The 20,688-nt window shown below is 42.0% G+C and carries 16 protein-coding genes; 11 read left to right on the top strand and 5 right to left on the bottom strand.

What is annotated here, in order from left to right; translation table 11 throughout:
• Positions 1-99: 99 nt before the first annotated feature.
• Positions 100-1,359: a GTPase HflX gene (hflX, locus tag ACCB35_RS05480; protein WP_374056103.1), complete on the bottom strand. Its 1,260-nt coding sequence runs from the start codon at positions 1,357-1,359 to the stop codon at positions 100-102.
• Positions 1,360-1,431: 72 nt separating this feature from the next.
• Here hflX and ACCB35_RS05475 point away from each other — a divergent pair, with 72 nt between their 5' ends.
• Positions 1,432-1,608 (top strand): hypothetical protein, encoded by a 177-nt coding sequence (locus ACCB35_RS05475; RefSeq protein ID WP_374056102.1) that lies wholly within the window; start codon positions 1,432-1,434, stop codon positions 1,606-1,608.
• 421 nt (positions 1,609-2,029) lie between these two features.
• Positions 2,030-2,536, top strand: coding sequence for a hypothetical protein (locus tag ACCB35_RS05470; protein ID WP_374056101.1), 507 nt, complete (start codon positions 2,030-2,032; stop codon positions 2,534-2,536).
• 78 nt (positions 2,537-2,614) lie between these two features.
• Here ACCB35_RS05470 and ACCB35_RS05465 read toward each other — a convergent pair whose 3' ends face one another.
• On the bottom strand, positions 2,615-3,439 hold the full coding sequence (locus tag ACCB35_RS05465; RefSeq protein ID WP_374056100.1) for an SDR family oxidoreductase: 825 nt from the start codon (positions 3,437-3,439) through the stop codon (positions 2,615-2,617).
• A gap of 110 nt (positions 3,440-3,549) precedes the next feature.
• Positions 3,550-4,401: a CBO0543 family protein gene (locus ACCB35_RS05460; protein WP_374056099.1), complete on the bottom strand. Its 852-nt coding sequence runs from the start codon at positions 4,399-4,401 to the stop codon at positions 3,550-3,552.
• A gap of 155 nt (positions 4,402-4,556) precedes the next feature.
• On the opposite strand from ACCB35_RS05460, the gene ACCB35_RS05455 reads away from it, so the two are divergent.
• The 3 genes from ACCB35_RS05455 (at position 4,557) to ACCB35_RS05445 (ending at position 6,235) form a co-directional block, all read left to right on the top strand.
• A complete protein-coding gene (locus ACCB35_RS05455; RefSeq protein WP_374056960.1) occupies positions 4,557-4,805 on the top strand; it encodes a DUF3231 family protein in 249 nt (82 codons plus the stop codon).
• Positions 4,806-4,834: 29 nt separating this feature from the next.
• Positions 4,835-5,191, top strand: a complete 357-nt coding sequence (locus ACCB35_RS05450) for a DUF3231 family protein (protein ID WP_374056098.1) — start codon at positions 4,835-4,837, stop codon at positions 5,189-5,191.
• 663 nt (positions 5,192-5,854) lie between these two features.
• Positions 5,855-6,235, top strand: coding sequence for a hypothetical protein (locus tag ACCB35_RS05445; protein ID WP_374056097.1), 381 nt, complete (start codon positions 5,855-5,857; stop codon positions 6,233-6,235).
• A 104-nt stretch (positions 6,236-6,339) separates the two neighbouring features.
• Here ACCB35_RS05445 and ACCB35_RS05440 read toward each other — a convergent pair whose 3' ends face one another.
• Both ACCB35_RS05440 and bglX read right to left on the bottom strand, forming a co-directional pair.
• Positions 6,340-9,669 (bottom strand): GH36-type glycosyl hydrolase domain-containing protein, encoded by a 3,330-nt coding sequence (locus tag ACCB35_RS05440; protein ID WP_374056096.1) that lies wholly within the window; start codon positions 9,667-9,669, stop codon positions 6,340-6,342.
• Between the two features lie 19 nt (positions 9,670-9,688).
• A complete protein-coding gene (bglX, locus tag ACCB35_RS05435; protein ID WP_374056095.1) occupies positions 9,689-11,854 on the bottom strand; it encodes a beta-glucosidase BglX in 2,166 nt (721 codons plus the stop codon).
• Positions 11,855-12,227: 373 nt separating this feature from the next.
• Here bglX and ACCB35_RS05430 point away from each other — a divergent pair, with 373 nt between their 5' ends.
• From ACCB35_RS05430 to ACCB35_RS05405, 6 genes are all read left to right on the top strand, one after another.
• Positions 12,228-13,463, top strand: a complete 1,236-nt coding sequence (locus ACCB35_RS05430; protein ID WP_374056094.1) for a sugar ABC transporter substrate-binding protein — start codon at positions 12,228-12,230, stop codon at positions 13,461-13,463.
• 161 nt (positions 13,464-13,624) lie between these two features.
• Positions 13,625-14,524, top strand: a complete 900-nt coding sequence (locus ACCB35_RS05425) for a carbohydrate ABC transporter permease (protein WP_374056093.1) — start codon at positions 13,625-13,627, stop codon at positions 14,522-14,524.
• A 33-nt stretch (positions 14,525-14,557) separates the two neighbouring features.
• Positions 14,558-15,388, top strand: coding sequence for a carbohydrate ABC transporter permease (locus tag ACCB35_RS05420; protein WP_374056092.1), 831 nt, complete (start codon positions 14,558-14,560; stop codon positions 15,386-15,388).
• A 125-nt stretch (positions 15,389-15,513) separates the two neighbouring features.
• A complete protein-coding gene (locus ACCB35_RS05415; RefSeq protein ID WP_374056091.1) occupies positions 15,514-16,506 on the top strand; it encodes a LacI family DNA-binding transcriptional regulator in 993 nt (330 codons plus the stop codon).
• Positions 16,507-16,785: 279 nt separating this feature from the next.
• Positions 16,786-17,361 (top strand): TetR/AcrR family transcriptional regulator, encoded by a 576-nt coding sequence (locus tag ACCB35_RS05410; RefSeq protein ID WP_374056090.1) that lies wholly within the window; start codon positions 16,786-16,788, stop codon positions 17,359-17,361.
• 78 nt (positions 17,362-17,439) lie between these two features.
• Positions 17,440-20,604: a bifunctional cytochrome P450/NADPH--P450 reductase gene (locus tag ACCB35_RS05405; RefSeq protein WP_374056089.1), complete on the top strand. Its 3,165-nt coding sequence runs from the start codon at positions 17,440-17,442 to the stop codon at positions 20,602-20,604.
• The last annotated feature ends 84 nt before the right edge of the window (positions 20,605-20,688 follow it).

Below are 20,688 nucleotides of genomic sequence, written 5' to 3'. Positions count from 1 at the left end.
TCTGCATTTACTGTATGCAGGAGCCCAGATAGAGGAGTATGTACTTATTTTACTCTCAAAAAAAGATCCCCTCCACATGTGGAAAGGATCTCGATATGTCTAGACCATATACAGTTGATATCGTTCTGCATCACTCATCTTGCATTCAAGTGTCAGCTTTGTACCATTTTCTTCATACTCGGTTTCTAACACATTCGCATTCTCATTAAAATAAGAAATCAAGTGTCCTTTATCAAATGGGATCAGCATTTGACAGCGTTTATAGTCTTTAAAAATATAACTCCTCACCACTTGAAGCAGCTCGTCGATCCCGATTCTATTTTTTGCGGAAAAATAAATGCGGTCCTTTTCCACTCTGGGTATCTCTTCTTCCATCAGTTCAGCCTTGTTAAAAGCATAGATCACAGGGGTATCTCCTATTCCGAGTTCTTCAAGTGTTTGATCGGTCACCTTCATCAGTTTCTCGTAATGAGGATCGGAATAATCAACCACATGAACGATGAGATCAGCCTCCACCACTTCTTCAAGTGTTGAACGGAATGCTTTGACCAGCTGATGGGGCAGTTTGTTAACGAATCCAACCGTATCTGTCAGAAGAAATGCCTTCTTGTCCGGTAAGGTGATGTTTCTCACCGAGGTTTCAAGTGTCGCGAACAGCATATCCTTTTCAAACACTTGCTTGTTCCCATTTGGATGGAATTTTTCAACGAATGCGTTCATCGTCGTCGACTTCCCTGCATTCGTGTATCCTACAAGGGATACGACCGGGATTTCACTCTTTTGACGTTGCTTACGTTGTGTCGTTCTCAGGTCAACAAGTGAATCAAGCTCTTTATTCAATGCTGTGATTTTCTCTTCGATCCGGCGTCGATCAAGCTCGAGCTTCGTTTCACCCGCACCACGGTTCGCGAGTCCAGATCCTCCCCCTTGACGGCCTAATGACTCGCGGCGTCCAATCAAACGCGGGAGCATATACTGCAGCTGGGCCACCTCTACTTGAAGTTGTGCTTCCCGGGTTTTTGCACGTTCTGCGAAGATATCGAGAATCAACATCGTCCGGTCCATGACCCGAATATCAAGTTTCTCCTCAAGTACACGAATTTGCGAAGGGGAAAGTTCATCATTGGAAATGAGTACATCCGCTTCCCACTCTTCAATGAGGGGCAGAAGCTCTTCAATCTTTCCTTTTCCTATATAATGTACGTGATTTGGCCTGGGCAGGTTTTGAGTCAGTTCACCGACCACATCAATATGCCTCGCTTCTGCCAATCCATTTAACTCTAGCATCGAATATTCGAAGTCATTGTTCTTATCCTTTGTATTAACGCCTATGGCGATTGCTTTTAAACGTTCTTCCATTACTTCGTCACTTCCTATCTGATTTAGTCGGTACAGAAAAAAACACAGGGCCTCTGCCTGTGCTTTTCGTAAATGGATTTGAATAAACCGGTGACGGCTGAAGAAGACCGCATTTTCTTCAGGGCTTTTCTTGTAGAAAACCCTTATAGCACCACTCGGCAAGTATTCAATTCTACTTTCAAGAAGAAGAAAGAGGTGCTATTTAGCCTCCCTTCCCTTCATTCAACGTCAAATGAAGAATTCCTTTAAAAATAGTCAGACCGATCCCATTTACCCTGCACACAGGCAGAGCCTTTGAACTTATTCAATTAAGCGTTCAAATTGCGGATGCGTAGTCTGATTAAAATCAAAAGGAAAACCTCCATTTCTCATAAATTATAACCATCTTACCACAAACAGTTGAGGATGAGAAGATATGGTTTGAGGGACGGACCTTCAAGTTACACATATCCCTTTAAATGAAGGTTAGGCTATTGTTGAAGGTCCGTCCCTCAGCAAGTTAAACTATTAAATTGAAATCTTTCAAAAACAACATGATCTCCATTTTCACGAGAATAATACTAGTTTCGAAGGTCCGTCCCTCTTTGATTTAGAGTGTTATATAATATGAATTGAAGGCTTTCGTATATAAAGTTTAAGAAGTATATCTGTTTAGAGGAGTGATCACTGTATGGGAATTAGAAGAACAAATGAAGAGCATAATGTTCTCCTGAGGGTTCGAAAAGATGGATGGGGCGTCCAATTGGATGTACACATTACACCAATTTATTGTGTGAATTGCGAGCAGCAGTTACCCGGCTTATATGAACACCTTGGTTCACGATATGGACAGGTGGGAACGTTAAAATGCAATCACTGTGATTTTGATATTCACTGTGTGGATAATGACAATATAGTTGAAGAACTAAGAACATCTGGATACACACTGAACTACTATTCCCTTTATAGACAGGAAAAGGAAACCTGGAAAAAAATCAAAGAAACAACCGGGTATGATATTATTTCCCGGCATGGTGGCAACACAGTATTTTTAACTACCATTACAAACGAGATTGCAAGAGAATACAAAATCACTCTAAAGGGAAATCAGTCCTTCACTTCACACGACGGAAAAATCACTCACTTCCCAAACTCCGTAACAAAATGGTTTGAGCTGCTAAATGAGTTAAATATTTAGAGGGACGGACCTTCAATATTAATAAACCTTAATTAATCGAGGTTTTTTAATATTTTGAGGTCCGTCCCCCTTCACACTTTATTTCGTTCCTTTTTTCCACTCTTCTTCCTCAACAAGCATTTTCCCTGGCCATGTGTAAGCCATGATACCTCCGTCTGCTGTAATATCTTCCCCTGTCACATAGGAGCTGTCGTCTGATGCCAGGAATAGGGCGACGGTTGCCATTTCTTTCGGTCTTCCAAGACGTCCGAGTGGAGTAACCCACTTGTTAGCTTCTCTGAATTTTGCCCCCATCTCATCCTGTCTACTTCCGACAAGCTCATCGATAAGTGGCGTTTCGATTGTTCCAGGTGAAAGAGAGTTCACACGAATTCCGTGCCGGGCGTAATCTATTGCCATTCCTTTAGTGAAATTAATAATGCCGCCTTTAGCTGCATTATAACCTGAACGGTCATGGTCTGCTGCTTGTCCAGACATAGAAGCATTATTGATAATAGATCCACCATTATCAAGCATCAGTGGAATTAAATACTTACTACATAAAAAAGTACCTCTTAGGTCCACTGCAATAATTCGATCAAACAGTTCAACAGGATATTCATGCACCTTTCCACCCTGTTCATCTACTCCCGCATTATTGAAGAGGACGTCGATCGTACCATACTTCTTCTTTAATTCAGATGCAAAGAACTTTACACTTTTCTCACTGGATACATCCAGTTGAAAAGCCTCTGCTTTCCCACCTTCACTTTGAATGGCTTCCATGGTCTCATTCATTTCCTCTTCCTTCACATCTGCACAAATAACCGTCGCGCCTTCATAGGCAAAAACCTTTGCAGTCGCTGCTCCAATCCCTGTTGCCGCACCTGTAATTACAGCTATCTTCCCTCCTAGTCTTCCCATAGGGTAAAACCTCCTTAAAATATTCATAGAGAGCTTTTTCCCTTTATGTGAAATAGTAAACATATGGAGGGACGGACCTCCCACAAGTATAATCCGAGCTTAAAGCTCGTTTAGAGGTCCGTCCCTCGCTTCATATACCGTAGGATACGCAGGTTCAACCAAGTTAGGCTGAGGATAGTCGCAAAATGGACAATGGAGAGAAAGAGGTTCCAGTTGTTAGTGTGAAAGAGGTTGAGTGCCTTTGCACATTGTTGAAGCAAACTCAGGACCGCTATCCAAACAAGGTATCTCCATAGAGTGGGATCATTCGCTTGCCTGCTCAGAAAAATCAAAAGTGGAACACATAATAATATCCACCGATAAAAGAAATCAAACGGATGTACATCGTGCACAACGTAATAATACAGCTCATATTTCCCCTTCAATACGGCATCTATAAACAAATTCATATAGAGGATAAAGAATAGGCTTCCATACCACTCCAGAGGGGTCAAATGAAAGTACGTCTTCTTTACATCACGCAATTTATCAACGAATCGAAAATTATATAACAAGATCATAAACAAAATAGGATAAATTGAAACCGAGTATATCAATTTCCAGCCACTGTATTGAAAGAAGGAAGAATAGTGGGCGGCCACAAACTCATAACTTAACGCAAATAGTGACCAGCCCAGTATGTACATCACCTTGATGCTCAAATTGTTCTTTGCAGGAAATAAAGCTAAAAACAGGATATTAATTGCTGGGTAAATGCCAATTGCACCTACAAAATCAATCCAGTCCACCCCTGCATCGAAATAGGAATATAACTTGAACATTCCACCCAAAATGGAATCTGCAAATAAAGCTAAATAAATGGCAAACAAAGAAGTGACGTACATCTCAATGATCGAAAGCCTTTTTCTTACCATACAAACGAAACCATTCAGGGCAAAGATTGTTATCCACATCAATAGCATTTATATCATCCTAGCCATTCTTTAGATGTCTTCATTATTTACTTAAATCATGGGAATGTATTCTAAAAACCCCAAATACCCTCAGCATAAATAATTATTTTAAGACAAATCCATACTAATGAATCCATTCACTGACTGAACAGTAGGAGCATTGTATCCATATCCCATCATCCCAAACAGATTTAACCTCAGCTGAAATGGCCTCACTTTGGTCCACCTATCAAAGCGACACTTTGGCTTTGTGTGTATTTGAATATTTCATTACAAAAAATCAGGATCCCGATACAGCAGCCATTCTTCGCTTAGCACAAGAAAAATCTGAGCTGCATATTGAATTCATCTCAACCATTTACAAAGAGGAACGAATCCCTATCCCTGTTGGATTTTCAACACCTTTTTCTTAATGTATCTCAGGCAAATGGGGAAGGTTGGGATGATTATATATAGCGGAGCCGCTTCCCTGACCGTCCGAGAGGATATTCTTGAGTTCTTCCAACAAGCCCTTCAATTTTCTAGTGACCTCTACAGAAAAACAACGGAAACTGTAAAAGAAAAAGGCATTTTAGTCAGGCCACCATATATTGATTATCCTGAAAAGGTGGAGTTTATCATGGAAAAATCATATATGAGTTCCAGCCTGAATCCATTCGTAAATAGACGACCACTGAATGCCGTTGAAATATCACATCTCTTCCTTAATCTCTTCCTTAACACGGAAACTAATTTACTAGTGAGCATGATTGCCACAAGCTTCGCTCAGATGGCTCAATCAAAAGAAGTAAGAAAATGATGATTCCCTACAGTTTTTTAAAAATATTTATTTGATGAGGGGCTACCGGTTGCTTTTGATAGGATTTGTACCTGGCACAAGCTTATTGCTTTTCGATTTTGGCATTTCGCCGTTTTTTTTGAAATTTCGCCGTTATATCGAAAATTTCGCCGTTAAAACCAGGATTTCGCCGCTATATCAAAATTTCACCGTTAAATGAATCTCTCATCGACTCAACAGGAGATGACAGGCACCATTTGCCGGGAACATACCTCCCTTTGAATGCACGTTCGCTGATATATTTGACATTCCGCTGATATAATTCGGATTTCGCTGATAAACTCGTCGATTCCGCTGATATAATGACAAAGTCCAAAATTTCGTCCCTCTCCCTAATAAAAACAATACGAATTTCGTCGATTATTCGTTGGAATGCAATTTACAAGGTCCAGCATCGCAACTTTATCCAATTTATCGCGATTAAAATTGAAAAAAATCTCAATATATATCAATCTCGACCATCGCCCTGCCACCTCCATCCAGAAAATCACCCTTATTTACCACCTAACACGAAATCTACATTCCTGTTATACTCGTAAAGTACTGATTTTCATAAAGAAGTGAGTGGATACTATGAAAGAAGGCATTAGGTTTATTGTGGAAATCATCAATAACCTCCACGATATGTTAATAGGAATAACGAGTGATCTCGGTCTCACCCTTACGGATAAAGATCTGCATTTTTGGATTATGGGCATTATCGGAATCTCCATGTTCTTTTTTGTATACATTGTGTCTAAGATTCTATCGAAGCTTAAGTTCGGGATCACGGCCCTTGCTTTCTTCTATACATTGACCTTCATGTTTGTGCTGGTCTTCGCAATTGAAATTCAGCAGGCAATCACGAATCGGGGGCAGATGGAATTCATTGATGCCATCGTTGGTTTGTGGGGATACATTGTATTTTTCTTCATCTACATTGGATCCGCAGCCATCATTCTACTTATTAAGTATTTCTATCTAAAGTTTTCACGGAACAAAGAAGAGACCTTGGGAAGCGATTAGGATCTTGCTTTCACCAGAGTCATACAAACATTTTTTTCAAAAGCCCGATTTCCAATCAAAAAAGGAGCAAACGCCATATGCGCTTGCTCCTCTACTATTTCATCTTACATAAACACTTCAATTCGATTGGATTCCTCATTCAATAGACTCTCAAGAACCTCTCGCTTAATTCTCAACCCTCCCGTACGATATCGATTAGATACCTCTTCAGTCTTCACTTTTTCACCATTAACCACAATGCGGCCACTCTCTTGCCCCATGTGATAAGTGAACGTGACGGGTTGATTCATAAATTTGAATTCAAAGGTCAATCCGTCAAATTTCTCTGGTAAAACGGGATCAATGATCAAATCTTCCGCTGCTTGGCGGATGCCCAGGCAGTTGGAGATTAATTGGTTCATGTAGATTCCAGGTCCGCTTGAGTAGATTCTCCAGCCTCCTTTAACCGGTACGGTCCCTGCGCGCAGCTCGTTAAAACGTTCTTGTGCGTCGTATCTGGTATTGAATTTTCCGTCGGAGCTGCTGAAGTATGCGTTGCTTTGTCTTCTTTCAGCGTTTGGAACGACTTCAGTCAACCCTACAGGATTGATGATTTCAAGTCCCTTCCATACTTCATCCGTATTTCCGAGCTTAGCCATTGCTTCAACAAAGCGAATATGGGCGTGAACATATTGCAGACCGATTTCCCGGCCGAAATTGGCTGCTTGTTCAGCTCTTTTGAAGTGTGTGCTTACTCCACCTTTGTAGTTTGCTGGGCGGTTCATTAATCGGACTCCGTCTGGACAATAGAGGTGTTCCTTCACCAATTTGTAGTGGGATTCTGCTTGTTCCCTTGTGAATAATTCAGAAATGATACTGCGGTTCATCGGCAGCAGTCGATACTCTATGCCCGTTTTCGTGTCCCTCGGGTGAAGCATTAATTCTGCATGGGCCGGATCTTCCATGTAAACAAAGCCTGGTATTACATCATTTTGTAAAATATAGCGATTGTAATCATTCTGTATTCCTGATGCGAGTGCTTTGAATTCCGAAGCTTCTTCCTCTCGAACTCCCTCAAGTACGTTAGACAATTGATTCAATACCTGATAGGTAAGGGCTACTGTCCAGCTGCTCGCCATGAATTTTTTCAGCTGGGAGTTTGCCGGTTGAAGCGTATCATCCCAATCTCCATCGCCGTATGATGAAAGATATGTTTCATTTAAGAAATGCTCCTTAATATAGTCGGTTTCTTTATGAATATGATGTAATAGCGTCGCTTTTTCCTCTGAAAAACCAAATCCGTTCCGAGTCGTATAAGGGATTTCTTCCTCCAGAATACTGTAATCATTGGTTGCTGCGATATAGTCACCGACAACTTTCAACGGCCAAACAATGATATCCCCATGACTGTCATCCTGCTGGATCTTGAAGTAACGGTCAAACATGAACCATTGCGGCCAATTACCGTTGTCTTCATATTGATGGGAATAGACGATTTTGATGATATCTTTCACACTTTGGTAGTTGTGAGTGGCCATGAAGTATTCCGTTGGGCCCTGGCACACATCCCGGGTTCCCCATGCCGCTCCGCCGTATTGCTCCAGTCCGTGTGGTACAGAAAAATGGACAAGCATGTTGTGAGTGTACCACCAAGCTAAGGAATTGACTTTGGCCAGTTCGCTTGGAATCTCCCCATGTTGAGAAAGCTTGAATCCATTCATCACTTGATGATAGTACTCTCGATAGCGCTCAATTTCAACGTTCATATCAGACTCTTCGAATTCTCTATCTTCCCCATGAAGAAGTCCTTGAATGGTCATGGTCCATTCTGATGCCGCCGTTAAGTCCAGTACACAAAGTGACGCACTTCCGACTGGGACGTTCTTACCCAGTCTTCCCTCGGTCTCCACGCACATGTCAGCCCCATCGACCTTTATTTTATAACAAAGATGAGGGTACGCTTCGCTGCTTTCAGATTGAGAATCAGCAGAAAAGGAGAGGATACCATCATTTTCTTCAAGCTTATAAGGAACTTCATATTCATTGTTGTTCATTGTAATCTGATTTGAAACAAGATATCGGTACTGCTTTCCGTTCTCAGATCGTACGTTCAGGCGGACTTCAGGCGTATCAACCGTCGTGTAATTTGTGATGATGATCGTATCATCCTGTGTCTTGTAATACCATCTCGCATAGTTGAAGCCTAATTCAAACAAGGAAGGCATGGTTAATAAACGATACACTCCTTCAACCTCAACATAAATGCGCTGACCGGACGTTTTCATGACGTTTAAATGACTCCGGGTATTGGTTAACATCTTGTTAAACGATGTATTTCCAATCACCAGTTGGGAGTTGAATACACCATACATGAAAGAAGTGGATGTGATGGTGCCTTCCTTCAGTTCATGATTTCCTCCAGACATGAGGATGTGTCCATGCGGGCGTTCAACAACCAACTCTTTTTCTTTTAACACGACATGTTCGTGAGTGTCTGTAAAGAAGGATAGTAATTTGTCGCCATCCCATTCTTCCGTATGACGCCCTGTATATAGACCGTCAATATCTTCTTTGGACATTTCTTCCGTTCGAAGAGGTTCTCCAATTTCAGGTAATAAAGTCACTTTTTCGAGTGGAGCACTGAAATTCTCATTTAGCTGCTGTACTTCATCCCATGCATTTCCTACCTCTTGTTGGAATTCTAAAGTCGTGATCGCTTCAGAATGATTTTCTCTGAATAGACCGTAGAAGACAAAATGTTCTTGTCCTGATAATCGGACCTTTTCTGATTGCAGTGCCGTATAAGCAAATTCATATTGATATACTTCGTTTGCCAATGAAGGCTGCGTCAAGATTTCCGGTTGGTTAGTTTCCTTGTAGGATAAGCCGAAAAATTGGAATCCGTCCGTCGAGTAGCCGACCGTCTTTCCAATGGACCCTTGTTGAATATAGGGAAAGCCATTCGATTGTGGCTGGTTTTGGCGGGAACAGACGACAAATCCTTTTTCATCATCTTCAAATACTTTGTGGTCCACGTATTGGGACATATAGGCTTCATTCGATCGGACGCCGCCTTTATCTGCCAATCCTAAATCTTGTCCATAAATGACATCGATCTCCGCGTCTTGTCCCTCTACCATCACATCCCAGAACCAAACTCCTGTTTGTGATAATGTAAACGTTACTTCGTATTGAAGAGCCTTATGGTTCCCTGACCACTTCACCTGTGATTCTGAAAATGAAACTTCACTCGTTGATTGAACACCGATTAAAGGAACAATCTCGATTTCGGATGATTGATAGATTCGTAAATAAAGATTGTTTAACGAGCCATCGATGGGATTCGTCAATAATTGATTGATCATGGTAGATGCATGGTTTATTTCAAAAAGATCGCCACTATTTAAAAAGGTGAATTGAAGATCACCGGATGTAAGCTTTTGTGTAGAATTCATTCTGTTCCCCTCGTTTCGTCTATTTTACTAATGTAAAGGATTGCTCCATTCCTTCTTTGCTATGTGGACCTGCATAGGCAATAAATGTCCCCGGGTCACTGTCAAACTGTAAATCTGAATGATGATAACGAAGCTGTGGTTCCGATAGGATAAAGGAAACATGCTTCGATTCTCCTGGTTCCAGGACAATTTTTTGGAAGTCCTTTAGTTCCTTTAATGGTCGAATCACTTCCCCACTCACATCCCGTACATAAAGCTGAACGACTTCCTCGCCTTTCATAGAGCCGCTATTTGTTACGGTAACAGAAACGGTAATCGCCTGATTGGGTTTCATAATGGATTCTGAAAGAGTCATGTCGCTATAAGAAAATGAGGTATAACTTAAACCGAAACCAAACGGTAGGAGCGGATCATTCGGAATATCCAGGTATTGTGAGACATAACGGACCTGGGCATCCGGTGCCCCCTTTGGTCTTCCTGTATTGTAGTGATTATAGTAAACCGGCACCTGTCCTACACTATATGGGAAGGACATGGTCAGGCGGCCGGACGGATTTTCATCCCCGTATAATAGATCGGCAACCGCTGCCCCGCCTTCCGTACCAGGGTACCAGGCTTCAAGGACCGAATCGACCTCGTCGATGACCCCATGTAAATCCAGGGGTCTGCCATTAAATAGAACGGCCACCATTGGTTTATTTAATTTCTTTAATCGCGAAACAAGTTCCAGTTGGGCATCAGGCAGTTTGATATTTGCTCTACAACCTGCTTCCCCACTCATATCAGAATCCTCCCCAAGTGCCAGAACGATGATATCTGCTTCTTCCGCCACTCTCTCTGCCTCAAGCAATTGCTCTTCAGAAACCGATTCAATTTCAGATCCTTTAGCAATCGTAAGGTTAGCAGATTCCACTTTCATTTTCATTCCATCCAGTAATGTCACGGCATCTTCTTTTGATCCTAACCATGACCAAGGCCCGAGGATGTCATTGTTTTGAGCAAATGGTCCAATGAGTGAAATTTTCTGAATTCGTTTTAAAGGTAAAACGCTCTCATTTTTTAGTAGAACGCAAGACTTTGCTGCTAGTTTACGAGCTGCCATGCGGTGTTCAGAGCACACCACCACTTCTTGTTCAAGCAATTCATTTGCACCGCGATAAGGATTCTCGAATAATCCTAACTTTTCTTTAAGCTCTAAGATACGTAAAACGCCTTCGTCGATGATGGATTCATCTACTGCTTTTTCTTCCACCAGCGTTTTTAAGTATGTCACATACGTCGAAGTCATCATTTCGATATCAACACCGGCTGTGATCGCTTTAAGGGCAGCTTCCTTCTCATCCTCTGCCACACCATGAGGGATCATCTCTTTCACTGCTCCCCAATCCGATATAAGAACGCCGTTGAATCCCATTTCCTCTCGAAGTATGGATCGCATAAGCTTTTCATTTCCTGTAGCCGGAATCCCAAACACCGTATTAAAAGCGGTCATGACCATCTCACAGCCTTCATCAAGTGCCGCTTTGTATGCGGGTAAGTAGGTTTCCCTGAGTTGCCGTTCCGACATATCGACCGTGTTATAATCACGTCCGCCTTCCGCTGCACCATAGGCGGCAAAGTGTTTGACGCAAGCTGCCACTCGGTTATGATCGTGCGTTAAATCCTTCCCTTGAAACCCTCTTACAAAAGCTCTGCCAAATTGGCTGTTTAAAAAGGGATCTTCACCTGTAGACTCCATCACTCTTCCCCAGCGAGGATCGCGAACGAGATCAACCATCGGGGCAAACGTTACATGGACTCCTGATACTGATGCCTCTTTTGCAGCAATTTCCGCACTCTTTTCCGCTAACTCAAGGTCCCACGAGCATCCGATCCCAAGTGGTACCGGGAAGATTGTTTTGAAACCGTGTACAATATCAGACATTACTAATAAAGGAATGCCCAATCTGTTTTCTTCCATATGAGTGCGTTGAATGTTTATTACGTTCCTTGCACCAGATGCTCCCAATACGGATCCGCTATTTCGGACAACTTCCTCGTCAATCCCCATGTCCACCATCGGGCCGGTAATTTCTCCTTGATCGCTTGCCCCTTTGAAAAAAGGAGTAGCAAGCTGGGTAAGCTGGGCAATTTTTTCATCCAACGTCATTTGGTTAAGTAATGCAGTCAGTTTATTTTCTTTCACTGGTAGAACCTCCAATCGGGTTTATCATTTTGGTTCATTCAATTATTGAAACGTTTCGATTAACAATTGAAGAAAAGTATAAAGGTAAATGATTGCTCAGTCAACTATAGAATCACAATCTATTATTCTCCTAAAACCTTGTAATATCAACAATTAATAGAAGATATACATAGGAATAATATGGAATGAAACTTAAAATTCTAGTATTTTTCAGAAAAGTATTGAAAGCGGATACACCTTTGATTATAATATAGTCATCGAAACGTTTCAATAACACCTGGTAAGATATTTTCCTAATATGAAAATAACTCTTACCACCTCTGATTCAATTTTTTTAATAGGGTTTCAAACTAATAGAAATGGAGATGAAGATATGAAAAAGAAAACATGGTCTTTCTTTATGATTTGTGTACTGGCGCTATCTACTGTATTAGCAGGCTGCGGCGGTGGAAGCGAATCAGAAGATGGAAAGAAAACGATTACTGTCTGGGCAATGGGTGAAGAAGGTAAGAAGCTTAGTAAGCTTGCCGAAAAATTTGAAAAAGAAAACACAGATATCAAAGTAAAGGTACAAGCAATTCCTTGGGAAACTGCTCATGACAAACTATTAACAGCTGTTGCTTCAAAAAATGGACCTGATGTCCTTCAACTGGGTACAACCTGGGTACCGGAATTCGCTGATGCAGGAGCGCTCCTTGACCTGACTCCTTATTTAGAAGACTACCCGGATTTCAAACCTGAAAATTATTTTGCAGGTTCGGCAGACTCTATGACTTATGACGATCAAGTTGTCGGGATCCCTTGGTACATCGATACTCGCGTCTTATACTACCGTACTGATTTATTGAAAGAAGTTGGATACAATCAAGCTCCTGCTACTTGGGATGAAATGAAAGATGCAGCGAAGAAGTTAAACGACAGAGGCGATGACGTTTACGGCCTTGATATTGACCGCAACGACCAGATCACACCGTTTATCTTCGCTTGGCAAAATGGATATGAATTTGAAGGTAAAGATAAGATGAATTTCGATAGTCCGGAATTCAAAGAAGCGATGGAATACTATACAAGCTACTTTAAAGAAGGAATCAGCCCTACCACTGAAGGAATGGATATTGTCCAGGCGTTTAAAGATGGAGTGAAACCGATGTTCTTCAGTGGTCCATGGATGATCAATATCATTAATGACCAGGCTCCGGATCTTAAGGATAAATGGTCAGTGGCAGTTATGCCGAAGAAAGAAAAGAATACATCAAGCATGGGTGGAGCAAATTTCTCAATCTTCCATAATTCAGAGAATGTGGACGAGTCCCTTAAATTCATCTCCTATGTAAATGAAGTCGATACACAAATGGAATGGCTGGAAATGTCCAATACCCTTCCATCAAGAAAAGAAGCATGGGAAAAGCCTAAATTAAAAGACGATCCACTATTATCCGTGTTCGGGGAACAGCTGAAATCGACTAAAGCTTCACCACAAATCAAAGAGTTCGAAAAGATCGCACAGGAATTCCTTTCAACAATCGAGAGAGTGACCGTTGGCGACGCTGACTTAGACAAAGAATTAAAACAGTTTAATAAAAAAGCACAAGAAATGGTAGAAGAGTAATTCAAATCATTCAAGACGAAAATAAATGAAACAAACGCTTCTAGTATGAAGTTATAGTTAGGTACATTTGGAGTTACAGGCATATGGATCACACCTTTGCCTGAGCTCCATTTTTAGCAAGCTGACCTTTACGAAGCGTAGTTTTAGTTAGGTGGGATATCATGGGCAATGGATTCAAATTCAGTAAAAACAATAAACATCCATATGTGTTTATAGCCCCTGCGGTTATCATATTGACTGTCTTTAGTATCATTCCGATCATTGTAGCGTTCTTTATAAGCTTTACAGACCTTGACTTAAAAGGCTTAGCTGATTGGTCCAATATCAGTTTCATCGGTCTTGAGAATTATTCAAAATTGATAACGGATGATTTATTTCATAAGTCGATCATTAATACGTTGTTTTATGTTGTCATCGGCGTTCCCCTTGTCATTATATTCTCGTTAGGTATTGCCTTATTGCTGAACTACGGAACAAGCTCGTTATTCAAAGTGTTTCGGGGCGTATACTACATGCCTTCCATCACAAATATCATTGCCGTCGCAGTTATTTGGGGATTTCTTTACAACACAGAGTACGGGTTGTTCAACTACCTATTATCACTACTAGATGTGGATAAAATTCCTTGGTTAGGAGAGCCAACGATTGCGAAACTATCGTTGATTGTTTTAGCCGTATGGAAGGGAATCGGAATCAATATGATCATCTTCCTCGCTGCCTTGCAAGGGATTCCGAAGTCCTATTACGAGGCTGCTGAAATGGATGGAGCCAATCGATTACAGGTACTGTTCAACGTCACGATTCCATTACTTCGGTATGCTACATTCTTCGTGACGATCACCACCCTGATCGGCTGGCTGCAATTCTTCGAAGAACCATTTGTCATGACGAATGGCGGTCCATTGGATGGTACGATTTCAATGGCATTGTTCATCTACAAAAAAGGCTTCCAATTCAGTGAATTTGGATATGCCGCAGCAGGTTCCTTTATTCTATTTATCTTTATCATTACGATTACGCTATTCCAATTCAAGCTTAGAAAATCTGATACAGAATATTAAGTCTGAAAATTTATTAGTATCGGGGCTGAAACAATGAAAGCAAATACAATGAAGCGAAAAACCGAAAAAACGCTGGTAGCCTTACTCATGATTCTTGGTGGAGTCCTTGTTTCCATTCCTTTCATCTGGATGATTTCAAGCTCATTCAAACCTGAAAGTGAAGTATTGCAAATACCACCTACCTTGTTTCCAGAGAATCCTACATTGGAAAACTATCTTAACTTATTTGAAAGCATGAACTTTGGTGTGTATTTAAGAAATACCCTTGTCATCGTCTTATTTTCCTTTTTAGGATTATTCTTTAATGCCATGGCTGGTTATGGATTTGCAAAGTTTCATTTTAAAGGGAAAGAAAAAATCTTTTATATTGTGCTGGCAACTATGATGATTCCTGCACAAGTAACGATGATTCCCGTTTACTTAATTTTAAATGAAATGGGCTTGACCAATACGATGGCCGGAATCATCCTGCCCGGGCTTGCAGCAGCATTCAGTATCTTTTTATTCAGACAGTTTATGACCACGATTCCAACTGATCTGCTTGAAGCAGCCCGCCTTGATGGGGCAGGAGAATTCTATATCTTCTTTAAATTAATCGTTCCCATTGCGAAGCCGATCTTTGCTGTACAGGGAATTCTGACGTTTATCGGAGCATGGAACAGCTTCCTATGGCCGTTGATCATTGCCAATGATGAAAGCCTTTATACCCTGTCAGTAGGTCTATCCCTGCTTCAAGGGCAATACGCGAATAACTTTGGTCTTCAAATGGCAGGAGCAGCATTCATGGTCGTACCGATCATCATTATCTTCTCTTTCTTCCAAAAGTATATCGTCGAAGGATTTACGATGTCGGGGATTAAATAGTGACGGGGAAAAAATATCAACCTCTACTAGCCAAAAGTGTGAATGCCTATACTATAAATGTATAATGGATTTTGGATACTGAGATGAACAACGCTATTCATATAGCAATCATAGGATGTGAATAAATGGCAACAATCAAAGATGTAGCAAAGCTTTCTGGAGTAGCCGTTTCGACTGCCTCCTACGCTTTAAATAACAGCACCAAGGTAAGCGAAGAAACAAGAAAGAAAGTATTGGATGCAGCAAAGCAATTGAATTATCAAAAAAACGGACTTGCATCGGATTTAAAACGGACCAACACGAATACCATCGCCCTGATCCTAAGTGATTTATCAGGCCCGTACTATTCTGAATTAATTAAAGGTGTCCAGGATGTGACGTCAACGAATGGGTATGATCTCATAGCCTGCAGCTCGATTGGGGGTGCCCAATCCACGGCCATTAAATTTTTGAGAGAAAAACGAGTTGACGGTGTGATTATCTTAGCCCATAACATCACGGATGAAACGATATTGGAATCCACCCGCGAAGGATTCCCTATCGTCGTGTTGGACCGGGATATCAAACATGACTATGTTCTCCAGGTGCAAGTCGACAATGTCGAGGGGGCTTTTCAAGCAACGGAACATTTGATAGAAAATGGTCATCGGGATATTGCTTATATCAGCGGTCCATATAACTCCCATGATAATGAACTTCGTTTTCAAGGATTTAAACAAGCCCTTGAAAAACACGGCATCACCTATCGTTCTAAATGGAAGACATCAGGTGGTTTTACACGTGAAGGCGGATATAAAGCAACTAAAATGCTCATTGCCCAACAGGATATTCCTCAAGCGATTTTTTACGCCAATGATGAAATGGCCATTGGGGGATTACAAGCTCTATCCGAGAAAAAAATCCGGGTGCCGGAAGATATTTCGATTATCGGATTCGATGATATTCAGCTGGCAGAATACGTATCCCCCCCTTTGACCACAATGAGACAGCCGAAATACGAAGCCGGCGCACTCGCTGTTCATCTGATCTTTCAGAAGCTGGCTAAAGAGGAAGTCGACCCTTATTATAAGTTGACGACTGAATTAATAGTGAGGCGTTCTGTGAAAGAGAAACGGTAGAATATGAAGCAAGCCCGTTATGATGGGGTTTGCTTTTTTTCGTCGTGGAACACCCTTCCTATTGCAAATGGCATTTCTAATTCACCTACCGATACAAAAACACATATATAATGACCAACTCCTTTCTTAAAGTCTTTCTCACTAACCTCCTCCACATCCGTTAACAAAACCTTCACAAATATTGGGTACATTGTGTGATTGAGATGGTATTTTACTGGGTATACAATGAAGGGGAATGAATATTCATTCCGTATTTAACACACGAAAGGCTGAATCCTTATGGCAACTGCAGTTAATAAACGAGACAGCATTATATCAAGCGCGTTGGTACTCTTTGCTGAGCGTGGATATGATGCGACTACGATTCCGATGATTGCGACATCGGCAGGAGTCGGAGCCGGTACCATTTATCGTTACTTTGAAAATAAAGAAGTGCTTGGCAACACGCTCTTTCAGGAGTATGTAGGGATATTTACAGAAACTCTTGAAAATGATTTCCCTTATGATGAAACCATTCGGGATCAATTTCATCATATATTTAAAGCCATGATTCTATTTACAACAAAGCAAAGCCAGGCACTTTATTTTATAAAGACACATAGCAGTGCCCATTTTTTAGACAAAGCAAGTCATGACAGCTTTCAAGGACTCTTGGATATCCTAAAGAATTTCTTTGATTCAGGAAAAGAGAAAAAAGAAATCAAGGAGCTTCCTTCCTCTGCGTTGATTGCCATCGTTTACGGAGCGTTTCTTGAGCTTCAACGACTGGTTCGTATCGGGGAGCTGGATCCGGAAGCAAAACTATTGGAAGATGTAGAAGAAAGTATGTGGGACGCTGTACGGTTACATGTATGAGAAATGATTTGTTTCTCATTACACCAAACGGAATGAACGTTCATTCCGTTATAAATCTTTTAAAAGAGGTGCTACAAAATGACAAACTCAAACCAACTTCCGCAGCCAAAGACGTATGGACCCCTCGGCAGTTTGCCGGTCATAGATAAAGACAAACCCCTTCAATCCTATATGAAGCTTGCAAGAGAGCTCGGCCCGATCTTTCAATTTCAATTTCCGGGACGTATTAGTACGTTTGTATCGAGTGCCTCCCTTGCTGAAGAAATTTGTGACGAAACACGATTTGATAAGAAAGTCGGCCCTGCCCTTCAAAAAGTAAGAGCATTTGGCGGCGACGGTCTTTTCACAAGCGAAACGAAGGAAGTCAATTGGAAGAAGGCCCATAATATTCTGCTGCCAAGCTTCAGCCAGCAGGCAATGAAAGGCTATCACGCGAAAATGATCGATCTCGCCACCCAACTTATTCAGAAGTGGGCCCGCTTAAATCCGGCTGATGAAATCGATGTTCCTGAAGATATGACCCGCTTAACGTTGGACACGATTGGTCTCTGCGGGTTCAATTACCGATTTAACAGCTTTTACCGGGAAAACTCCCACCCATTTGTCGACAGTATGGTTCGTGCAATGGATGAAGCCATGAGTCAAACGCAGCGGCTTGGTGTTCAAGATAAATTGATGGTTAAATCTAGAAAACAATTCAAAGAGGACATTCAATACCTGTTCTCTGTTGTTGATGAATTGATTGCCGAACGTAAACAAAATGGTGATCAGGGTGAGGATGACCTGCTCTCCCATATGTTAAAAGGAACCGATCCGGAAACGGGTGAAGCATTGGATGATGAAAACATCCGTTTTCAAATCATCACATTTTTAATTGCAGGACACGAAACAACAAGTGGTCTGTTGTCATTTGCCATTTACTATCTTATGAATAATCCGGATAAGTTGAAGAAAGCGCAGCAAGAAGTCGATGAAGTGCTGGGTGATGACGTTCCAGATTATAAACAGGTGAAGAAATTGAAATATGTTCGCATGGTGCTTAATGAAGCTCTTCGTCTATGGCCGACCGCACCGGCATTTTCCGTTTATGCAAAGGACGACACGACGCTAAACGGAAAATACAAAGTGAAAAAAGATGATGTATTCACCCTTATTATTCCAGAGCTTCACCGTGATTCTTCCGTTTGGGGAGATGATGTAGAATCGTTCAAACCTGAGCGTTTTGAGGACACGTCTTCGATTCCATATCACGCGTATAAACCCTTCGGAAACGGGCAGCGCGCCTGCATCGGTCAGCAGTTTGCCCTGCACGAAGCGACCCTTGTTCTTGGCATGGTCTTGCAGCACTTTGACCTGATTGATCATAGAGAATATCAATTGGAAGTTAAAGAAACCTTGACCCTCAAGCCGGATGGTTTAAAGATGCGCGTTTCACCGAGGAAACCGGACATTTCGTTTACGACTGCATCTTCTGAAGAAGTACAATCCGTAAAAAAGGCAGCACCAGCTATTCAGTCGTCTCATGGTACACCACTGCATATTCTGTTTGGGTCTAACATGGGGACAGCTGAAGGAATCGCCCGCGATCTTGCTGAAACAGGCCGTCAACAAGGCTTCATGACCGAGGTTACCCCTTTAAATGATTATACAGGCGGGCTTCCGGCAGAAGGAGCGGTTCTCATTGTCTCTGCTTCCTATAATGGAAATCCTCCCGACAATGCGGACGCATTCGTTTCTTGGCTAAAAGAAACCGGGGAAGGAACAATGAACGGTGTTCGCTATGCGGTATTCGGATGTGGCGATCACAACTGGGCCACTACGTATCAACGCATCCCTACCTTCATTGATGAGCAGCTGGAACAGAAAGGTGCTCACCGCCTGTCGAAAACCGGGTATGGAGATGCAAGCGACGATTTTGAAGGAGATTACGAGAAATGGTCGGAAGCACTTTGGCCGAACCTGGCAAAAGAATTGAACATTGAGCTTCATCAAAACGGTCAAGAAAGCAGTTCGATCACGATGAATTTTGTCAGTGATGTGAGTGACACACCACTTGCCCGTACTCATCATGCTTTTACATCGGTGGTAAGTAGAAATGTTGAATTGCAGCATGTGGAAAGTGGAAGGAATACAAGACATATTGAGTTGACTCTTCCAGAGGGTGTAGATTATCAGGAAGGAGACCATATCGGGGTGCTTCCTCGTAATCCTGGCGTTCTTGTCGAGCGAGTGCTCAGTCGATTCAACCTAAACGGCGAAGACTATGTCCAACTTACTGGAGATCCGGGAAAAGCAGTCCACCTTCCAACAGAGAAGCCAGTGAACCTTAAGGAATTACTCTCTAATTATGTGGAATTCCAAGAACCCGCTACCCGTTCGCAAATCCGGGCACTTGCGGCTCACACGGTATGTCCTCCCCATGTAATGGAGCTTGAAGCACTATTGGGGGATGAAACATATAAAAGGGAAATTCTCGGTAAACGGATCACAATGCTGGACCTGGTGGAAAAGTATCTTGCATGTGAAATCCCGTTTGAAGCTTTCCTGCTTTTACTCCCGGCACTAAAAGCAAGATACTACTCTATTTCAAGCTCCCCCCTTTATAAAGAAGGAGAAGCGAGCATCACGGTCAGCGTGGTTCGCGGAGCTGCATGGAGCGGAAATGGAGAATACAAAGGAATTGCATCAAACTATCTGGCGGAACGTTCCGAAGGAGATAAAGTAGCGTGCTTTATATCTACACCGCAGTCGAACTTCCAGCTTCCGGACGAAACCGAAACACCAATCGTCATGATCGGACCCGGAACGGGAATTGCACCATTCAGAGGATTTATCCAGGCACGCCGGATTCTTAAAGAAAAAGGAGAAACGCTGGGAGCAGCCCACCTTTACTTCGGCTGCCGCAATCCTGAACATGATTTCTTATATCAAGAGGAGTTGGAGAAGGCTGAACAAGATGGAATCGTCACTCTTCACACAGCTTTCTCAAGATGCCCTGGTCAAGAAAAAACGTACGTCCAGCATCGGTTGGCGGAAAACGCTGAAGACATCCTTCCTTTACTGAAAGATGGCGGCCGCTTATATATCTGTGGAGACGGTGGTAAAATGGCACCCGATGTGGAACACACATTAGTAGAAAGCTATATGCATTTCTATCAAACAACGAGGGAAGAAGCTGCCGCATGGCTGGCGTCACTAGAAGAAGATGGTAGATATGCCAAGGATGTTTGGGCAGGAGCGTAATGAAAAGGAAAGCAGCGGACCTTTGTCGGGTTCGCTGTTTTTTTGTGATGAATGGGAGTGGCTGCAGGAAAACCCGGAATCATT

The organism is Rossellomorea sp. FM04394 (assembly GCF_041889765.1).
In the GTDB taxonomy this organism is placed as follows: Bacteria; Bacillota; Bacilli; order Bacillales; family Bacillaceae_B; genus Rossellomorea; species Rossellomorea aquimaris_B.
The sequence above is the reverse complement of the archived record's forward strand: the minus strand, read 5'-3'. Positions and strand labels throughout refer to the sequence as shown.

Bases quoted from the DNA above. Each gene is read 5' to 3' on its own strand.
- hflX (WP_374056103.1), bottom strand. From the start codon at position 1,359: ATGGAAGAACGTTTAAAAGCAATCGCCATAGGCGTTAATACAAAGGAT.
- ACCB35_RS05475 (WP_374056102.1), top strand. From the start codon at position 1,432: ATGGATTTGAATAAACCGGTGACGGCTGAAGAAGACCGCATTTTCTTC.
- ACCB35_RS05470 (WP_374056101.1), top strand. From the start codon at position 2,030: ATGGGAATTAGAAGAACAAATGAAGAGCATAATGTTCTCCTGAGGGTT.
- ACCB35_RS05465 (WP_374056100.1), bottom strand. From the start codon at position 3,439: ATGGGAAGACTAGGAGGGAAGATAGCTGTAATTACAGGTGCGGCAACA.
- ACCB35_RS05460 (WP_374056099.1), bottom strand. From the start codon at position 4,401: ATGCTATTGATGTGGATAACAATCTTTGCCCTGAATGGTTTCGTTTGT.
- ACCB35_RS05450 (WP_374056098.1), top strand. From the start codon at position 4,835: ATGATTATATATAGCGGAGCCGCTTCCCTGACCGTCCGAGAGGATATT.
- ACCB35_RS05445 (WP_374056097.1), top strand. From the start codon at position 5,855: ATGTTAATAGGAATAACGAGTGATCTCGGTCTCACCCTTACGGATAAA.
- ACCB35_RS05440 (WP_374056096.1), bottom strand. From the start codon at position 9,669: ATGAATTCTACACAAAAGCTTACATCCGGTGATCTTCAATTCACCTTT.
- ACCB35_RS05430 (WP_374056094.1), top strand. From the start codon at position 12,228: ATGAAAAAGAAAACATGGTCTTTCTTTATGATTTGTGTACTGGCGCTA.
- ACCB35_RS05425 (WP_374056093.1), top strand. From the start codon at position 13,625: ATGGGCAATGGATTCAAATTCAGTAAAAACAATAAACATCCATATGTG.
- ACCB35_RS05420 (WP_374056092.1), top strand. From the start codon at position 14,558: ATGAAAGCAAATACAATGAAGCGAAAAACCGAAAAAACGCTGGTAGCC.
- ACCB35_RS05415 (WP_374056091.1), top strand. From the start codon at position 15,514: ATGGCAACAATCAAAGATGTAGCAAAGCTTTCTGGAGTAGCCGTTTCG.
- ACCB35_RS05410 (WP_374056090.1), top strand. From the start codon at position 16,786: ATGGCAACTGCAGTTAATAAACGAGACAGCATTATATCAAGCGCGTTG.
- ACCB35_RS05405 (WP_374056089.1), top strand. From the start codon at position 17,440: ATGACAAACTCAAACCAACTTCCGCAGCCAAAGACGTATGGACCCCTC.